At 74.2% G+C, this 18159-nt stretch carries 14 protein-coding genes; 9 read left to right on the forward strand and 5 right to left on the reverse strand.

Going from position 1 to position 18159, the window contains the following annotated elements; all coding sequences use genetic code 11:
- Window position 1: 1 nt before the first annotated feature.
- From GA0070604_RS06900 to GA0070604_RS06920, 5 genes are all read left to right on the forward strand, one after another.
- Window positions 2-769 (forward strand): 3-oxoacyl-ACP reductase, encoded by a 768-nt coding sequence (locus GA0070604_RS06900; RefSeq protein WP_091115980.1) that lies wholly within the window; start codon window positions 2-4, stop codon window positions 767-769.
- Window positions 770-884: 115 nt separating this feature from the next.
- Complete coding sequence (locus tag GA0070604_RS06905; RefSeq protein WP_091115983.1) at window positions 885-1613, forward strand: gamma-glutamyl-gamma-aminobutyrate hydrolase family protein; 729 nt, start codon at window positions 885-887, stop codon at window positions 1611-1613.
- A gap of 9 nt (window positions 1614-1622) precedes the next feature.
- Window positions 1623-2480: a type I methionyl aminopeptidase gene (gene map, locus GA0070604_RS06910; RefSeq protein WP_091126950.1), complete on the forward strand. Its 858-nt coding sequence runs from the start codon at window positions 1623-1625 to the stop codon at window positions 2478-2480.
- Window positions 2477-3190, forward strand: a complete 714-nt coding sequence (locus GA0070604_RS06915) for a VIT1/CCC1 transporter family protein (RefSeq protein ID WP_091115986.1) — start codon at window positions 2477-2479, stop codon at window positions 3188-3190. The genes map and GA0070604_RS06915 overlap by 4 nt, the downstream gene beginning before the upstream one ends.
- A 184-nt stretch (window positions 3191-3374) precedes the next feature.
- Window positions 3375-7583, forward strand: a complete 4209-nt coding sequence (locus tag GA0070604_RS06920) for a S8 family serine peptidase (protein ID WP_091115989.1) — start codon at window positions 3375-3377, stop codon at window positions 7581-7583.
- 71 nt (window positions 7584-7654) lie between these two features.
- Here the strand turns inward: GA0070604_RS06920 and GA0070604_RS06925 are convergent, their stop codons facing one another.
- The 5 genes from GA0070604_RS06925 to GA0070604_RS06945 all read right to left on the reverse strand — a co-directional run bounded on the left by GA0070604_RS06925 (window position 7655) and on the right by GA0070604_RS06945 (window position 12717).
- Window positions 7655-10339 carry an FtsX-like permease family protein gene (locus GA0070604_RS06925; RefSeq protein WP_091115992.1) on the reverse strand — a complete coding sequence of 895 codons (2685 nt, stop codon included), beginning with the start codon at window positions 10337-10339 and terminating at the stop codon, window positions 7655-7657.
- A complete protein-coding gene (locus GA0070604_RS06930) occupies window positions 10336-10998 on the reverse strand; it encodes an ABC transporter ATP-binding protein (RefSeq protein ID WP_091126951.1) in 663 nt (220 codons plus the stop codon). Before GA0070604_RS06930 ends, GA0070604_RS06925 begins: the two co-directional genes overlap by 4 nt.
- Before the next feature lie 174 nt (window positions 10999-11172).
- Complete coding sequence (locus GA0070604_RS06935) at window positions 11173-11754, reverse strand: PadR family transcriptional regulator (protein WP_091115996.1); 582 nt, start codon at window positions 11752-11754, stop codon at window positions 11173-11175.
- 70 nt (window positions 11755-11824) lie between these two features.
- The gene (locus tag GA0070604_RS06940; protein WP_091116000.1) at window positions 11825-12274 is read right to left on the reverse strand and encodes a ferritin-like domain-containing protein; all 450 of its coding nucleotides are present in this window, start codon (window positions 12272-12274) and stop codon (window positions 11825-11827) included.
- Window positions 12271-12717, reverse strand: a complete 447-nt coding sequence (locus tag GA0070604_RS06945) for a hypothetical protein (protein ID WP_208602231.1) — start codon at window positions 12715-12717, stop codon at window positions 12271-12273. Before GA0070604_RS06945 ends, GA0070604_RS06940 begins: the two co-directional genes overlap by 4 nt.
- Before the next feature lie 230 nt (window positions 12718-12947).
- On the opposite strand from GA0070604_RS06945, the gene rimP reads away from it, so the two are divergent.
- From rimP to infB, 4 genes are all read left to right on the forward strand, one after another.
- Entirely contained in the window at window positions 12948-13631 is a 684-nt protein-coding gene (rimP, locus tag GA0070604_RS06950) for a ribosome maturation factor RimP (protein WP_091116006.1), read from the forward strand.
- Entirely contained in the window at window positions 13628-14671 is a 1044-nt protein-coding gene (gene nusA, locus GA0070604_RS06955; protein ID WP_091116010.1) for a transcription termination factor NusA, read from the forward strand. The genes rimP and nusA overlap by 4 nt, the downstream gene beginning before the upstream one ends.
- A 16-nt stretch (window positions 14672-14687) precedes the next feature.
- Complete coding sequence (locus GA0070604_RS06960) at window positions 14688-15023, forward strand: YlxR family protein (RefSeq protein ID WP_091116013.1); 336 nt, start codon at window positions 14688-14690, stop codon at window positions 15021-15023.
- Between the two features lie 93 nt (window positions 15024-15116).
- On the forward strand, window positions 15117-18110 hold the full coding sequence (infB, locus tag GA0070604_RS06965; protein WP_091116017.1) for a translation initiation factor IF-2: 2994 nt from the start codon (window positions 15117-15119) through the stop codon (window positions 18108-18110).
- The last annotated feature ends 49 nt before the right edge of the window (window positions 18111-18159 follow it).

An 18159-nucleotide genomic window follows, 5' to 3' on the forward strand; every position in this document is an offset into this window, starting at 1 on the left:
GATGCAGGGACGATTGACCGGCCGGGTGGCCGTGGTGACCGGGGCGGGCAGCGGGATCGGGCTGGCCACCGTACGGCGCTTCGCCGCCGAGGGGGCCCGGGTGGTCTGCGTCGACATCGACGCCGAGACAGGCCGGCGGGCCGCCGACGAGGTGGGCGGCGAGTTCGTCGCCTGCGACGTGGCCGACGAGGCGTCGGTGCGGGACCTCTTCGACGGGGTCGCCGAACGGCACGGCCGGATCGACGTCGCGTTCAACAACGCCGGCATCTCCCCGCCGGACGACGACTCCATCCTGGACACCGGCCTGGACGCCTGGGAGCGGGTGCTGCGGGTCAACACCACCAGCGTCTATCTCTGCTGCAAGTACGTCATCCCGCACATGCGCCGGCAGGGCAAGGGCTCGATCATCAACACCGCCTCGTTCGTCGCCCTGATGGGGGCGGCGACCTCGCAGATCGCGTACACCGCGAGCAAGGGCGGGGTGCTGGCGATGACCCGGGAGCTGGGCGTGCAGTTCGCCCGGGAGGGCATCCGGGTCAACGCGCTCTGCCCCGGCCCGGTCGCCACCCCGCTGCTGCTGGAGCTGTTCGCCAAGGACCCGGAGCGGGCCGCCCGCCGCCTCGTGCACGTGCCGATGGGCCGGTTCGGCAACCCGGAGGAGATCGCCGCCGCGGTGGCCTTCCTGGCCAGCGACGACGCCTCGTTCATGACCGCCGCGCAGTTCGTCGTCGACGGCGGAATCACCGGCGCCTACGTGACGCCACTGTGAGCGCGAGGAGTGAGCCGGGTCTGCGAGCCCCGCAGTCGCGAACGAGGGCGGGCTCGGTGAGCGCGAGGAGTGAGCCGGTTCTGCGAGCCCCGCAGTCGCGAACGAGGACGTCGCGGTGAGTCGGCCGGTGATCGGGATCACCGCGTACGCCGAACCGGCCGGCTGGGCGGTGTGGCGGGACGTCCCGGCGGCGCTGGTGCCGCAGGCGTACGTCCGGGCGGTGACCGCCGCCGGCGGCCGGGCCGTGGTGCTGCCCCCGGACGACACGGACGCGGACGTGCTGCGGGTCCTCGACGGGCTGCTGCTGGCCGGTGGCGCCGACGTCGGCCCGGAGCGGTACGGCCAGCCGCCCGACCCGCGCACCGAGAGCCGGCCGGACCGGGACGCCGGCGAGCTGGCCCTGCTGGCCGGCGCGCTCGCCGCCGACCTGCCGGTGCTCGGAGTGTGCCGGGGGATGCAGCTCCTCGCGGTCGCGCACGGCGGCGCGCTGCACCAGCACCTGCCGGACGTGGTCGGCCACGACGGGCACCGCCCGGCCCCCGGGGTGTACGGCGCCCACCCGGTCCGGTTCGCCCCCGGCAGCCTGGCCGCAACGGTGCTGGGCGGGGTGGACCGGGTCAACTCGTACCACCATCAGGGGGTGGCCGACCCGGGAAGCCTGACCGCCACCGGCTGGGCCGACGACGGGGTGCTGGAGGCGGTCGAGGACCCGGGGCGGCGCTTCCTGCTCGGGGTGCAGTGGCATCCGGAGAACGACGCCGATCCCCGCCCGATCACGGCACTGGTCCGGGCCGCCGGCCGGTCGACCGGCCGTGACGGGGATCACCCCGGTGGGCGGCGATAGGCTGTGGTCATGACTGTCCGTGCGCCGCTGACCCCAGGCACGCTCTCCCCGTGGCGAGCGGTGCCCGCCCACATCCCGCGCCCCGAGTACGTGGGCAAGAAGCGTCCGCAGGAGTGGCGGGGCTCGCACGTGCAGACCCCCGAGACCATCGAGAAGATGCGGGTCGCCGGCCGGCTCGCGGCTCAGGCCACCCAGCTCGCCGGAGAGCACTGCAAGCCGGGGGTGACCACCGACGAGATCGACAAGGTGGTCCACGAGTTCCTCTGCGACCACGGCGCCTACCCGTCGACGCTGGGCTACAAGGGCTTCCCGAAGTCGTGCTGCACCAGCCTCAACGAGGTGATCTGCCACGGCATCCCGGACACGACCGTGCTTGAGGACGGCGACATCATCAACGTCGACGTCACCGCGTACATCGGCGGGGTGCACGGCGACACCGACGCCACGTTCTGCGTGGGCGAGGTGAGCGAGGAGGCCCGCCTGCTGGTCGAGCGGACCCACGCGGCGATGATGCGCGGCATCAAGGCGGTCGCCCCGGGCCGGCAGATCAACGTGATCGGCCGGGTCATCGAGTCGTACGCCAAGCGGTTCGGCTACGGGGTCGTCCGTGACTTCACCGGCCACGGCATCGGCGAATCCTTCCACAGTGGCCTCTACGTGCCGCACTACGACAGCCCCCGCCCGACCGACGTGATGGAGCCGGGCATGACGTTCACCATCGAGCCGATGATCACCCTCGGCACCTACCAGTACGACATGTGGGACGACGGCTGGACGGTGGTGACCAAGGACCGCAGGTGGACGGCCCAGTTCGAGCACACCATCGTCGTGACCGACGACGGCTACGAGATCCTGACCCTGCCGTGACCGACACCCCCGCCGCGCTGCGTGAGGCCCACCACGCGGACGTGTCCGGCGGCTGGCTGCGGCCGGCCGTGTTCGGCGCGATGGACGGCCTGGTCACCAACATCGCCCTGATCGCCGGCGTCGGCGGCGGTGGCGTCTCGCCCCGCAACATCGTGCTCACCGGTGCCGCCGGTCTGGTCGCCGGCGCCATCTCGATGGGGCTGGGGGAATACACCAGCGTCCGGTCGGCCAACGAGCAGGTGGCCGCGGAGGTGGCCAAGGAGCGGCGCGAGCTGGAACGGCACCCCGAGGCGGAGGCCCGCGAGCTGGCCGACGCGTGGGTCCGCCGAGGGCTGCCCCGGGACCTGGCCGTGCAGGTGGCCGACGCGGTCCGCGCCAACCCGGAGGAGGCGCTGCGGATGCACGTACGGGAGGAGTTGGGCGTCGACCTCGACGACCAGCCCAGCCCGTGGGCGGCGGCGATCTCCTCGTTCCTCTGTTTCTCGGTCGGCGCGCTGGTGCCGCTGCTGACGTACCTGCTCGGTTTCACCAGCCTCTGGCTGGCGCTCGGCGTCGGCGGGGTGGGGCTCTTCGCGGCCGGCGCGATCGTGGCCCGGTTCACCTACCGCGGCTGGTGGTCCAGTGGTCTGCGGCAGCTCCTGCTCGGCGGCCTGGCCGCCGCCGCGACCTATTTCATCGGCACCCTGATCGGCGTCTCCGGCATCGGCTGACGCGCTCGCCCGTCGGCGTCCCCGCCGCTGAATCCAGGATGTAGTGGCCGCACCGCCGCACCGAGACCACTACATCCTGGATCGGGCGCGATCTCGGCTGATCGTGGCCAGGTAGTGCCACGGCACCAACGTGCCATCCGGAAGCATTGCCCTGACCTGCGGGCGTCGACTACCCCTCATACGCATGATCTTGTCCCGCATCGCCAGATGGCGAGCCGCCGCCGCGGCGGCCGGTGCCGTCCTGGTTTCGACCCTGCTCCAGCCCGGACCGGCAACCGCCGATCCGGCCGCCGGTCCGCAACGCACCATGATCGTCGAGTTCAGCGCCGCGCCGACGATCGCGGCGGCGCCCCGCCACGGCTCCCTGGACGCCCAGGCGGGCGACCGGCTCCGCCAGGCCCGCGAGGCGGTCAGCGGTGCGGAGCGCGGCGTGACCGAAGCTGCCCGGCGTGTCCACATCAAACTCGACCACCGCCGGTCGTACCACGTCCTGCTGCCCGGCATGGCGGTGCGGGTGCCGGCCAACCAGGTCGACGCGTTGCGCCGGCTGCCCGGGGTCAAGGCGGTGCACGACGTCACGAGGTTCCACGTACGCACCGTCGACAGCGTGCCGCTCATCGGCGCGCCGGAGGTGTGGCGGCGCACCGACCCGGCCGGGCGCCCGGCACGCGGGCACGGCGTCACCGTCGCGGTCATCGACACCGGGGTGGACTACCGGCACCCGGCCCTGGGCGGCGGGTTCGGCCCCGGCCACCGGGTCGTCGGTGGCTACGACTTCGCCAACGACGACACCGACCCGATGGACGACAACGGGCACGGTACGCACGTGGCGGGCATCATCGCGGGCACCGGCGCCGGCGGCGACATGGCCGTGACCGGGGTCGCGCCGGACGCCACGCTGACCGCGTACAAGGTGCTCAACGAGTACGGGTGGGGCGACACCGAGGACATCATCGCGGCCCTGGAGGCGGCGGTGGACCCCGCCAACCCGTACCGGGCGGATGTGGTCAACATGAGCCTGGGCGCGACCGGCGACGGCACCGATCCGGTCGGGCTGGCGGCGACACGTGCCGTCCGGGCGGGCGTGGTGGTGGTCGCCGCGGCCGGCAACGACGGGCCGGGTGAGCGGACCGTGGACACCCCGGCCGCCGCCGACGGCGTCCTCGCGGTCGGCGCCTCGACCAGCGGGCTGCGCCTGCCGACGCTGGACCTGGCGAGCCCGCGCAAGGAGCGGGTGCAGACCTACCGCAGCGAGGTCTCGGCGAACCCGCCGGTCCGGCCGGTCAAGGCGGACCTGATCGACATCGGCGAGGGCGCTCCGGCCGACTACGCGCGCGCCGGCGACGTACGGGGGAAGGCGCTGCTGATGGCCCGCCCGCCGTACCACAGCCCCTTCGACGACCTGGACCGGTACGTCGAGGCGGAACGCCGGGGCGCGCTCGCGGTCATCGGGTACGGCGGGGTGCCGGGTCCGTCCGCCGCGGCCGGCGAGCTGGCCGTCGAGGCGTCGACCACCCTCGGCACCGGCAACGACGCTCGGCTCGACCGGCTCGTGGTGCTCGACGTCGGGGACGAGGGCCAGTACCAGCAGCTACGTACCCTGTTGGACGCCGGCCGGGTCCGGGTGACCGTCTCGGGAGAGGACGCGACCGACCGGATCGCCAGCTTCTCCTCGCGCGGCCCCGATCCGCGCTGGCGGCTGAAGCCGGAGATCGTCGCCCCGGGCGTGGAGATCCTCTCCTCGGTGCCCACCGCGCTCTGGGAGCCGGGCGTCTACCGGTTCAGCGGCACCAGCATGGCGGCGCCGCACGTCGCCGGTGCGGCGGCGCTGCTGCGCCAGCTCTGGCCGGACGCGTCCGCCGAGCGGATCACCGCGGCGCTGATCGGATCGGCCACGGCGGTGCCGGACGCGGGCCCGGGCGTGGCCGGCGCCGGTCGGCTGAACATCCCGGCCGCCCTCTCCGCCACCGTGACCGCCGATCCGCCCGCGCTGTCGTTCGGCCTGGCCGACATGTCGCCCGGCGGCGTCCAGGCGGCCGACACGGTGACCCTGCGTAACGACGGTGACCGGCCGGCGCGGCTGCGGCTGGGCATCGTTCCCGGTCCGGGCAGTCCGGGCCAGGTCCGTGTCGAGCCCGCCCAGGTCACCGTCCCGGCCGGCGGTTCGGCGAGCGTGACCGTACGGGTCACCGCCGACGCGCCGGAGCAGGGCAGCGGCGACGTCACCGGCTGGTTGACCGTGGACGCGCCGAACAAGAGCAGCGACCTGCGGGTGCCGTACCTGCTCCCGATCCGTACGCCCCAGATGTACGTCAGCCCCGATCCGAGTGACGGGCACAGTGAGCTGTTCCTGTACACGCTGGAGCCGGCCGCCGCCCCGCCCACCGTGGTGCTGCGTTCGCCGAACGGGCACGAGACCACGGTGACCGTCCGGAACGACCACGATCTGTGGTGGCGCGCGCCGGTCTCCGCCGAGGCGCCCGGCGTGCACACCCTGACCGCCACGGTGCAGACGGTGGCGGGGCCGAGGCTGATCGGACGTACCTCGTTCGAGGTGGCCGACCCGTCGGGCAGCGGACGCTGGGAGCTGATCGGGCCGCACTCGACGGGCGGGCAGCTCGCCACCACGCCCGCGGACCCGAACCGGCTCGCGGTCGCCGTGTCGTCGGACGAGGCGGGGGTGTGGCTGACCACCGATCGGGCCCGCACCTGGCGGTACGCGCGGATCACCCCGGTCGCCGGCGGCGATCCGACCGTGCTGATCGACCCGAAGCGGCCCGACCGGATGTGGGCGGCGGTGAACAGCGCCTTCGACCCCAGCTACCAGGGCAAGGTGTTGCGCACCGACGACGCCGGCCGCACCTGGCGTACCCTGCCCTTCCCGGACACCAGGATCGATGCGTTCGCCCAGGATCCGTCCGGCGCCGTGCTGGCCGCGTTGACCGGGGCGACCGCGTGGACCAGCCGGGACGGCGGCCAGACGTGGGCGTCGACCGCCGCGCCGTGGACGGGCGGGGTCAGCGGCGTCGCCTTCGCCGGAGACGACCTGTACGTGGCCGCCGAAAACGGTGTGTGGCGGTGGGTCGTCGGATCGTCCGGCGCCCCGACCCTGGTACGCCCCGCCAGCGACTACTTCACCGCGCCCCGCGACGTGGCGGTCGCCGGTGACACGGTCGCCGTCGCCCAGCGGGACAACACCATCTGGGGCACCACCGACGGCGGGCAGACCTGGCAGCACCTGCTGACGATCGACGACTGGTTCTCCGCGCTCAGCGGCGTCGGCGACACGCTGCTGGTCGACGCGTTCTCGCAGACGCAGCTCAGCCGGGACCGGGGCCGGACCTGGACCGAGGTCAAGGAGCCGGTGGACGGGATCACCTTCGACCTGGCGCAGTGGCCCGGCGACGAGAAGACCCTGCTGTTCGGGATGGAAGGCGGCGTCTACGCCACCGGCGACGCGAGGAACTACGAGCGGGTCGGCGTACCCGGGCAGTCCGCGGACCGGATGGTGCTGGCCGGCGACAAACTGCTGGTGGGCACCCCCGCCGACGTGTACCGCACCACGCTGCCCGGCGACCCGGGCCGGCTGGAGTGGGGCGCCTCCGGGGGCGAGAGCCGGATCGGCCAGTCGGTACGCGGGCTGGCGGTGTCGCCGACCGATCCGCGTACGGTCTGGAAGCTGTACCTGAACGGCTACCTCGGCACCCGGCTGACCCGCAGCGACGACGCCGGTGGCACCTGGTCGGAGGTGCTCCTGAACGACCTCACCCCGCTGGGCCTGCTCGTGCACCCGGCCGATGCCCGGCAGATCGTCATCCCGTACTACGACATCGCCAGCTCGGGGCTGTTCGTCAGCCGGGACGGCGGCACCACGTGGAAGAAGATCGATCACGGCGCCCGCTACACGGCCATCGCGGGCGACCCGCGCGACCCGAAGCGGCTGTGGCTGGGCGACCGGGCGGGTCTGTGGCGTTCCGATGACGGCGGGGCCACCCGGGTGAAGGTGCTCGACGGGCCGGTCACCGCGCTGCACGTCGACGGCAAGACCGTCGTCGCCGGTGGCGACCGGATCCGGGTCAGCACCGACCGTGGGCGGAACTTCGTCGACGCGCGCACGCTCGGCACCGGAGCCCACGGGCTGCCCGTCCGGGTGAGTCAGGTCACCGAGGCGGACGGCGTGCTCTACGCCGGCACCACCGGATACTCGGCGGCCGGCCTGCTCCAGGGCGGTCGAGGCGTGCTGCGCAGTGCGGACGGCGGCCGCACCTGGGTGAACATCGGTGCGGGTCTGCCCGATCCGTCGGTGCAGTCCGTGGTGGCCAGCCCGGACGGCCGGTGGCTGTTCGCCGGCACCCGGTCCGGCGGCGTCTACCGGCTGCCGATCGGTCGCTGACGGCGGGCGGGGTCCGCGGCTCCATGGGGGCCGCGGACCCCGCCCACCCGATCCGCCCACATCGGGTCGGCTCAGTCCAGCCGGCGCTCGATCGGGAGCCGGGACCGGGTGAGCAGCCCCGCGCCGAGCATGGCCACCAGCGGGACCACCACCAGCACGGCGAGGGTCAGGCCGGGCACCACCAGCGGGTACGGGTCCTGGGCCGGCCACGACTGCGTGTACCGGCGGTTCAGGGCGGTCAGGATGATGGCCGCCGAGCCGAGGCCGGCCACGATGCCGAGCACCGAGCCGAGCCCGGCGATCACCCCGGCCTGGCAGAGCGAGAGCACCCGGCGTACCCGGGGGTCGGCGCCGACCGCGGCCAGGGTGGACAGATCCCGGCGGCCCTCGGCGGCGGCGAGGCCGGTGGCCACCCCGGCCGCGCCCACGGTGATCACACCGGAGGCGCCCGCCAGCAGGAGCAGCAGGGGCCGCTGGTCCCCGCCCGGCGGCCCGTCGTCCAACAGCACCGACAGCTGGGCCGAGGACATCTCGGTGATGAGCCGCTTGTGCTGCTCGGCGGTGGGCGGGTCCGGCGTGTCGACGACGTAGCCGAACTGCTCGCCGACGAGGCCGAGCGCGGCCGCCGCCGACGGGGAGAGGACGAGCCGGTCGACGGGGAGCCCGCCGCGCAGCGCGTAACCGGGCAGCGTGGCGCTGGCCGCCGAGCCGTCGTCGCTGTGGGTGACGGTGATCGTCACTCGACCGTCCACCACCTGGCGCGGGTCGGTGACCACCACCCCACCCGCCCGAAGCACCCGGGTCGCGGCGGCGACCTCCTCCGCCGGCGCGCCGGTGATCCCGGGCAACGCCGCGCCGTCGTCCACGAGCGGGGGCAGATAGATGCTGGTCGGATCGCGGAACGGCCGTACGCAGCGCGGGTCGGCCCGGGCGGCGGCAGCGGTCGCCTCCCCCGGTGCGTACGGGCAGCGCCGCTCGGGCGGCAGCACGACGGTCGCCCCGCAGTAGTCGTGCGGGGATGCGGGCCGTGCGCAGCCCGAGCTGGTGAGCGGGACGACCGCGGTGACCGGCAGCACGGCCCGGATCCGCTGCGCGATCTCGTCGGCCGACGGCTGGGGGCGGCCTTCCGGCTCGCCGAGGTGCATCAGCAGGAGCTGACCCGGCGGGAGGCCCGGCTGCCACTGCGCGCGCTGCCGGGCGTCGTCGCTGGCCAGGTAGACACCGATGGCCACGCTGCCGGCGACCGCCGCCATCACGGCGGAGATGGCCGGCGCGGCCGAGGAACGGTTGCGGCTGGCGTCGCGCAGCGCGAGCCGGGGCGCCAGCGGCAGCACCCGCCCCGCCCGGGCGAGCAGCCCGATCAGCGTCGGGGTGCAGAAGACCAGGCCCAACTCGCCGAGGACCAGCCCGGCCAGGACGGCGGTCAGGCTGGCCCGGGTGGCACCCAGCGCGGCGAGGGCGGCGCCGGCCCCGGTGAACAGCACCCCGAGCACCAGCCAGCGGCGGCGGTGCTTTGGCGGGTTGCGTCGACCGGCGAGGCTGGCCACCACGTCCTGCCGGGCGGCGGTCCATGCCGGGGCCAGCGCGGCGAGCAGCCCGGCCAGCACCGCCACCGCGGCGATCGCGGCCAGGGCGGCCGGGAAGACCCGGTACCCGCCGAGGCGGGAGTGCACCAGGTAGTGCTCGACGAGCGGCCGGCCGGCGAACGCCGCGCCGACCCCGAGCAGCAGCCCGAGCGCCGCCCCGCCGGCCCCCAGCACCACCCCGTCGGCGAGCACGATCCGGCGCAGGTGCCCGGCGTCCCCGCCGGCGACCGCCACCAGGGCGAGTTCCCGGCGCCGCCGGCGTACGCCGACCGCGAACGCCGGGCCGACCAGCAGCACCACCTCCAGCAGGCCGAGCCCGCCGATCAGCAGCACGTTGCCGGCCTTCTCCGGGTCGGGCAGCCCCGGGCCGGCGGTGATCTCCTCCCGACCGGGCATCGGGGCGCGGGTGGCCACCACGATCCCGTGCCCGTTGAGCCGGTCCACCAGCGCCCCGTCCACCGGCCCGGGCACGTCCACCAGCCAGCTCTCCGCGGGCGGGGCGACCGGTCCGGGCACGTTCTCCGGGCGCAGCGCCACCACCTCGCCCAGGTTGTCCGGGAACTCCGCCACCCCGACCACCGTGTACGCCGCGCCGTCGACCGTGTGCACCGGTTCGCCGAGGCGTACGCCGAGCCGGCGCAGCGCGGGCGGGCTGACCGCGATCTCGTCGGGGGCGGCGGGCGGCCGGCCGGCGCGCAGCGCCGCGAGGGGACGGGTGAGCGGGTCGGTGAGGTCGATGGCCCGCGCGTCGAACGTGACGAGGCGGTCGTCGATCCGTACCTGGAACTGAACCCAGCGGCGAAGCCGGGTGACCTTGCTGCCGGCGGGCAGCAGCGCGCGGAGCTCGTCGGCGGTCACCGGGCGGGTCCGGGGCACCTGGTCGCCCTCGACCGGCCAGGAGTTGTCCCCCCACGCGTCCTGCTGGATCGCGCTCCCGTCCGTCCAGCGCAGCTCGGCGTCGGCCGCGCCGAGCCGGCGGTCCAGCTGCTCCGCCTGGCTGAGGTTTGCCATGTCCCAGGTCACGGCGATGAATCCCAGCGCCAGCACGGGCAGCGCGATCATCGCCAGCACCAGCGCGGTACGCCCGCGCGCCCGGCGGGCCTCACGGTGGGCGATCCGCAACGCGGTCCGCCACGAGCCGAACGTGGCGGCCAGCCGGCCCCGGCTCACCGCCCGCTACCGGCGAGCAGCTGCTCGACGCCGGGCAGCGGTGCCGTCGAGTCCACCAGCACCCCGTCCCGGAGGAACACCACCCGGTCGGCCCAGCCGGCGTGCCGCGCCTCGTGGGTGACCAGCACCCCCGCCGCGCCGGCGTCCACCCGGCGGCGCAGCAGGTGCAGCACCGCCTCGCCGGCCTGCGAGTCGAGTGCCCCGGTGGGTTCGTCGGCGAGGACCAACCGGCGCTCGCCGACCAGCGCCCGGGCGATCGCCACCCGCTGCTGCTGGCCGCCGGACATCTGGTCCGGGAACCGGTCGCCCAGCGCGGCCACCCCCACCTCGTCCAGCGCGGCCCGGGCCGCCCTGCGGGCCGTACGGACCCCGGCGCCGTCGAGTTCCAGGGGCAGGGCCACGTTCTCCAACGCGGTGAGGCTGCCGAGCAGATTCAGATCCTGGAAGACGTACCCGATCCGGCGGCGGCGCAGCCGGGCCAACTCGCGCGCGGTGAGCCCGCCGAACGACTCCCCTTCGACCAGCACCTCGCCCGCGCTGGGGCGGTCCAGTCCGCCAGCGAGCGCCAGCAGCGTCGACTTGCCGGAGCCCGACGGGCCCATCACCGCCACCAGCTCGCCGGCCCGGACGGTCAGGCTGACCCCGCGCAGCGCGTGCATGGCCGCCTCTCCGCCGCCGTGGGTGCGGTACACGTCCCGCAGCTCCAGGACCTCACTCACGGTGCCACCTTCGTTCGCGGCTGCGGGGCTCGCAGGATCGGCTCACTCCTCGCGCTCACGGTGTCACCTTCGTTCGCGGCTGCGGGGCTCGCAGGATCGGCTCACTCCTCGCGCTCACCGGCGGGCCTCCTCGTCGGCCCGGTCCACCGCCTCGGTGTGCAGTGGCGGCCGGGTCGGGGTGGGGCGGTAGCGGACCAGGCTGGTCTCGCAGTGGTCGAGCCAGCGGATCTCCGCCTCGGCCTGGAAGATCATCGCGTCCAGCACCAGGCGCCAGGGCAGATCCTCCGGCTTGTCGCTGGCGTACTTCAACCGGGTCAACTCCTGCAACCCGCGCATGGTCGCGCTGCGCTGGGTCTGCACCACCGCGCGGACGTCCACCCCGGGGGTGGTGAGTGCCAGGGCCAGCTTGATCGACAGCTCGTCCCGGGGCCGGTCGGCGTGGCTGATCGGGGTGGCGAACCAGAGGGTCAGGTCCGCCCGCCCGGCGTCGGTGATCTCGTACGGCCGCTGCCCGCCGTCGCTCTCCGGCAGCGAGCGGACCAGGCCGTCGCGTTCCAGGCGGGCGAGGGTGGTGTAGACCTGCCCGATGTTCAGCGGCCAGGTCGAGCCGGTCGACTCCTCGAACGCGGCGCGCAGTTGGTAGCCGTACATCTGGCCGCGTTCGAGCAGCGCGAGCAGGCCGTGACGGATGGACATGGCGAGGAGTATGCATACCTGGTATGCGGGCCGCAACCGGAGTGCTGCGCCGAGTGATCGAGACCTCGGCTCAGGTCGGCCGGCCGGGGAACGGAACGGTGGCCGGGGCCACCTTGGCGGTGCGCCGCCAGCGGGTGGCGCGTACCGCGCAGTCGGTCAGCGCCGCCAGGGCCCGGTTCCGGTCGGCCCCGGTGGTGTGCGGCAGGGCCGCCCGCCAGTGGCCGGCCGTCCGTTCCTCGATCTCCACCGCCAGCTTGAGCGCGCTCGCCTTGTCGGTCACCGGGTACGGCAGCGCGTATCCGGCCTGGTCGGCGGGGACCTGGGCGCCGCCCTCGCTCAACTGGAGGATGAGGGTGTCCCGTCGGGTCCGGTGGGCCGCCTCGGCGGAACGGGCGGCGGTGCGGGCCGCGTCGGCGAGGTGCACCCCGATCACCCCGTACGCCCAGATCGCGGCGTACTCGGCGGCGAGCGCCTCGGCCAGCGCCTGGGCCGGCCCGGTCGGTGCGGTACGGGGGGTCACTTCAGCACCTCCAGGTGGGTCGCCCGGGCGGCCGCGATCGAGCCGAGCAGCGCGGCCCGCTCGCCCGGCGCGGCGGCGCACGCCTTGGCGGCGTTCTCCCGGGCCTGCTGTTCGGCCTGCCGCAGCTCGGCCAGCAGCCCCTGCGGATCGGTGGCCGTCACGGTCGGGCCGGCGGCCGGCGTACCGGACGGGGCGGGGCGGCCGATGACCTTGCGCAGCTCGGCGGCGTGCGCCTGGTGGGCGTCGGCGATCGGGGTGAGGCGGTCGGCCAGCGTCGCGGCGGCGGCGATGGCCGCCCGGTACCGGCCCTCCAGCTCGGCTGCCTCGGCCGCGAGCGGCTCCAGGGGGTCCGGCGCCGGCGGCTGGTCGTCGTCGAAAAGATCACAGCCGGTCAGCGGTACGGCGGCGCCGCCGAGCGCCACCAGCGCCCCGGCGCGCAGCAGGTTTCGCCGGGAATGTCCGGGTGCTCCGTTGCGCTGTGTCGTTCTGCCTGTCGCCACCGGACAAGTCAACACCATCTCCGCCGGCTTGTGGGCCAGTGGCGTCGGTGCGCCGCCGGGCCCGCGCCCCGGCCCGCGCGTTACGCTCTGCGCAGCCACCGGGCGCGTCCGCCCCGGTGGCGTGCCGGCATGGCGGGCCGAACGGCCCGTTCGACAGCGAAAGGGTGCGCCAGATGACGCAGCGTGGCCGTGCCACCAGGCCGACGGGGCCCTCCGGGCGACCCCGCCGGGCCGACGGTCCCCGTACGGGGGACCGGGGCGGCGCGCCCCGTGGCGACCTGAATGCGCGCCGGGCCCGGCTGCGTGAGGTGATCGAGCCGGTGGTCACCGCCGCCGGGTACGACCTGGAGGACCTCTCCGTCTCCCGAGCCGGCCGGCGGCACGTGGTCCGCGTGATCGTGGACGCCGACGGCGGGATCAACCTGGACGCCGTCGCCGACGTGTCCCGGGCGGTCTCCGCCGCGCTCGACGCGGCCGAGGAGGCCGGCGGCGACATCGTCGCCGGCGAGTACCAGCTCGAGGTCAGCTCGCCGGGGGTGGATCGGCCGCTCACCCTGCCCCGGCACTGGCGGCGCAACGTCGGCCGGCTGGTCAAGGTGACCGTGCGCGGCGGGGCGGGCGTGCCCGAGCAGCGGACCGCGGCGGACCGCCAGCTCACCGGCCGGGTGGTCGAGGCCGACGACGAGCACGTGGTGCTGGAGACCGACGCCGGCCGGGTGGCACACCCGTACGCCGAGCTCGGGCCCGGCCGGGTCCAGGTGGAGTTCAGCCGCCTGGACGAGCTGGCCGACGACGAGGCCGGCGAGGACATCGACGACATCGACGACGAAGATGATGTGGAGGACGAGGAGAGGTGAACATCGACCTCGCGGCGCTGCGCGCACTGGAGCGCGAGCGGGAGATCCCGTTCGACACGATCCTCGCGGCGATCGAGACCGCGCTGCTGACCGCCTACCGGCACACCGACGGCGCCGAGCCGCATGCCCGGGTGGAGATCGACCGCAAGACCGGGGCCGCCTCGGTGTACGCCCAGGAGGTGGACGCCGAGGGCGCCGTGGTACGGGAGTGGGACGACACCCCGCACGACTTCGGCCGGATCGCGGCCATGACGGCCAAGCAGGTGATCCTCCAGCGGCTGCGGGAGGCCACCGACGAGGTGCACTTCGGTGAGTACGTGGGCCGCGACGGTGACCTGGTCACCGGCGTGGTGCAGGCGCACGAGGCCCGTAAGGAGAAGGGCATCGTCAGCGTCGACCTGGGCAAGCTGGAGGGCGTCCTGCCCCAGTCCGAGCAGGTCCCCGGCGAGCGGTACGACCACGGCGAGCGGATCCGCTGCGTCGTCGTGCACGTGGCCAAGGGAATGCGCGGGCCGCAGATCACGTTGTCCCGGTCGCACCCCGCGCTGGTGAAGAAGCTCTTCGCGCTGGAGGTGCCGGAGATCGCCGACGGCACGGTGGAGATCGGCGCGATCGCCCGTGAGGCAGGTCACCGTACGAAGATCGCGGTGCGCTCGACCGCGCCGGGGGTCAACGCCAAGGGCGCCTGCATCGGCCCGATGGGCCAGCGGGTCCGCGCGGTGATGAGCGAACTGCACGGCGAGAAGATCGACATCATCGACTGGTCGGACGACCCGGCCACCTTCGTCGGCAACGCGCTCTCCCCGGCCAAGGCGCTGCGGGTGGAGGTGGTCGACCTGGCCAGCCGGACCGCCCGGGTGACCGTGCCGGATTTCCAGCTCTCGCTGGCGATCGGCCGGGAAGGGCAGAACGCCCGGCTCGCGGCCCGGTTGACCGGTTGGCGGATCGACATCCGTTCCGACGCGGAGCAGGCAGACACGGGCGACCGGAGCGGGGCTGATCACGTACCCGAGCCGGGCGGCGCGATCTCGAGCAGCTAGGGGTAGACTTCCTCCAGTGGCACGACGCGCGCTGCCGGAGCGCACCTGTGTGGGCTGCCGGAAACGAGCGCCGGCCAGCGAGTTGTTGCGGATTGTCGCGTTCGGTGACGGGGCTGGTCACTTCAGCCTCCGGCCCGATGCGGCCCGCAGACTGCCGGGTCGGGGAGCAAACATGCACCCAGATCCGGCCTGCTTCGCGCAAGCGGTGCGGCGCCGCGCCTTCGGGCGGGCACTGCGCATCGCCGGGATCATCGATCACGGCGTGCTGGCGGAGCACGTTGACGCGCCAACCCCGACGACCGGTCAGCCCGATCGGTCGAGGGTCGCTAGCAAGGTAGGACGACCGACATGAGCACACGATGAAGTCGCAGAAATGACCAGGCTTCAAGTGCACGAGTGAGGTCGCTGCGGGTGCTGCCCGCACGACCTCGGAGTGAGGAGTGCAGTGGCAGGAAAGGCCCGCGTACACGAGCTCGCCAAGGAGCTCGGGGTCGAAAGCAAGACCGTTCTCGCCAAGCTCAAGGAGATGGGCGAGTTCGTGAAGTCCGCGTCCAGCACCGTCGAGGCGCCCGTCGCCCGACGGCTGCGTAGCGCCTTCGTGGCCTCCGCCGGTGCGGCTGCGCCGGCCGCCCCGCCGGCGGCCGCGCCCACCCCGGCGCCGACCCCGACCCCGACGCCGTCGCCGACCCCGGGTGCCCCCCGGATCTCGGCCAAGCCGATGCCGCCCCGGCGGCCGACGCCGCCGACCCCCGGGCCGAAGCCCAAGGGTCCGGTTCCCGGTCCGCCGCAGCCGGCGGCTCCAGTGGCCAAGCCGGCGAGCGCGCACGACATCGAGGTGGCGGCCGCCGAGGCGCGTGCCGCCGCACTGAAGGCTGAGCAGGAGGCCGCGGTCAAGGCCGCGCAGGCCGCCCGCCAGCAGCAGCGCGAGAACGTCCGCCGGGAGCCCCCGACCGAGGGTGGCCCCCGTCCCGGCCCGCGTCCGGGTCCGGGCACCATGCCGCCCCGTCCGGGTTCCCCGGCTGCCGGTCGTCCCGGCGCGCCGGCCCCGGGTCCGGGCGCGCGGCCCGGCGGTCGTCCGCCGGCGCGCGGCGCCGGCAACAACCCGTTCGGCATCCAGGGCGGCCAGCAGCAGCGGCCCCCGGCCGCCGGTGCGGGTGGCCCGCGGCCCAGCCCGGCCTCGATGCCGCCGCGGCCGAGCCCGGCCTCGATGCCGCCGCGGCCCAGCCCGGCCTCCATGCCGAGCCAGCGCCCCGGTCGCCCTGGCGGCCCCGGCGCGGGTCGTCCCGGCGGTGGCGCCGGTCGTCCCGGTGGCGGCGGCGGTGGTTTCCGTGGCGGTCCGGGTGGCGGCGGTGGCGGCGGCTACCGGGGTGGTCCCGGTGGCGGCGGCGGTGGCGGCGGCTACCGGGGTGGCCCCGGTGGCGGCGGTGGCGGTGCCGGCGGTGGCTTCCGTCCGGGTGCGCCGGCCGGTGGCGCCGGTCGTCCGGGTGGCGGCGGCCGTGGCCGTGGCGGCGGCACCGCGGGTGCCTTCGGGCGTCCCGGTGGCAAGCCGACCCGAGGCCGCAAGTCCAAGAAGCAGCGCAGACAGGAGTTCGACAACCTGTCGGCCCCGACCATGTCCTCGGGTGCCCCCCGGGGTCAGGGTCAGGTCGTCCGGTTGTCCCGTGGCGCCTCGCTGTCGGACTTCGCCGACAAGATCAACGCCAACCCGGGTTCGCTGGTCCAGGAGATGTTCAACCTGGGCGAGATGGTGACCGCGACCCAGTCGTGCTCCGACGACACCCTGCTGCTGTTGGGTGAGCACCTCGGCTTCGACGTGCAGATCGTCAGCCCGGAGGACGAGGATCGCGAGCTGCTCGCGCAGTTCAACATCGACCTCGACGCGGTGGTGTCGGAGGACCGCCTGGTCAGCCGTGCGCCGGTGGTGACCGTCATGGGTCACGTCGACCACGGTAAGACCAAGCTGCTCGACGCGATCCGCAAGGCGAACGTGGTGGCCGGCGAGGCGGGTGGCATCACCCAGCACATCGGCGCGTACCAGGTCCACGTCCCGCACGAGGGCGAGGACCGGGCGGTGACCTTCATCGACACCCCGGGTCACGAGGCGTTCACCGCCATGCGTGCCCGTGGTGCCCAGGTGACGGACATCGTGGTGCTGGTGGTCGCGGCCGACGACGGCGTGATGCCGCAGACCATCGAGGCGCTCAACCACGCCAAGGCGGCGGACGTGCCGATCGTGGTCGCGGTCAACAAGGTCGACAAGCCGGAGGCCAACCCGGACAAGGTCCGCCAGCAGCTGACCGAGTACGGCCTGGTTGCCGAGGAGTACGGCGGCGACACCATGTTCGTCAACGTGGCCGCGAAGCCCGGCATCGGCATCGAGGACCTCCTGGAGGCCGTGCTGCTGACCGCCGACGCGTCGCTGGAGCTGACCGCTCCGATCGACGGGCCGGCGCAGGGTGTCGCCATCGAGGCGCACCTGGACAAGGGCCGCGGTTCGGTGGCGACGGTGCTGGTGCAGAAGGGCACCCTGCGGGCCGGCGACTCGATCGTCGCCGGTGGGGCGCACGGCCGGGTCCGGGCCATGCTGGACGAGAACGGCAAGCCGGTCGACGAGGCCGGTCCGTCGCGTCCGGTCATGGTGCTGGGTCTGACCACGGTGCCGGGTGCGGGTGACACCTTCCTGGCCGCCGAGGACGACCGGACCGTGCGGCAGATCGCCGAGCAGCGCCAGGCGCGGCGGCGGGCGGCGGCATTCGCCAACTCCCGTGGCCGGGCCACCCTCGAGACGCTCATGGAGCAGCTCAAGGAGGGCGAGAAGACCTCGCTCAACCTGGTGCTCAAGGGCGACGGCTCCGGTTCCGTGGAGGCGCTCGAGGACGCGCTGTTCAACCTCGACATCCCGGAGGAGGTCCAGCTTCGGATCATCCACCGGGGCGTGGGTGCGATCACCGAGAGCGACGTCATGCTCGCGAGCGCCTCGTCCGAGGCGGTCACGATCATCGGCTTCAACGTGCGGGCCGCCAACAAGGTTCGCGAGATCGCCGACCGCGAGGGCGTGGAGATCCGGTACTACACCGTCATCTACCAGGCCATCGAGGAGATCGACGCCGCCCTCAAGGGTCTGCTCAAGCCGGAGTACGAGGAGGTCGAGCTGGGGAGCGCGGAGATCCGCGACATCTTCCGCTCGTCCAAGATCGGCAACATCTCCGGTTGTATCGTCCGGTCCGGCATCATGCGCCGCAACGCCAAGGCGCGGCTGCTGCGGGACGGGGCGGTCGTGGCGGACAACCTCACGATCAGCTCTCTCAAGCGGTTCAAGGACGACGCGACGGAGGTCCGCGAGGGCTTCGAGTGTGGTCTGACGCTGAGCGGTTTCAACAACGTTCAGGTCGGCGACATCATCGAGACCTTCGAGATGCGGGAGAAGCCGCGCGCCTGAGCGGCGTGAACGACCGACGGCCGGGACCCCTGGGTCCCGGCCGTCGCCG

Source organism: Micromonospora eburnea (assembly GCF_900090225.1).
GTDB classification, from domain to species: Bacteria; Actinomycetota; Actinomycetes; order Mycobacteriales; family Micromonosporaceae; genus Micromonospora; species Micromonospora eburnea.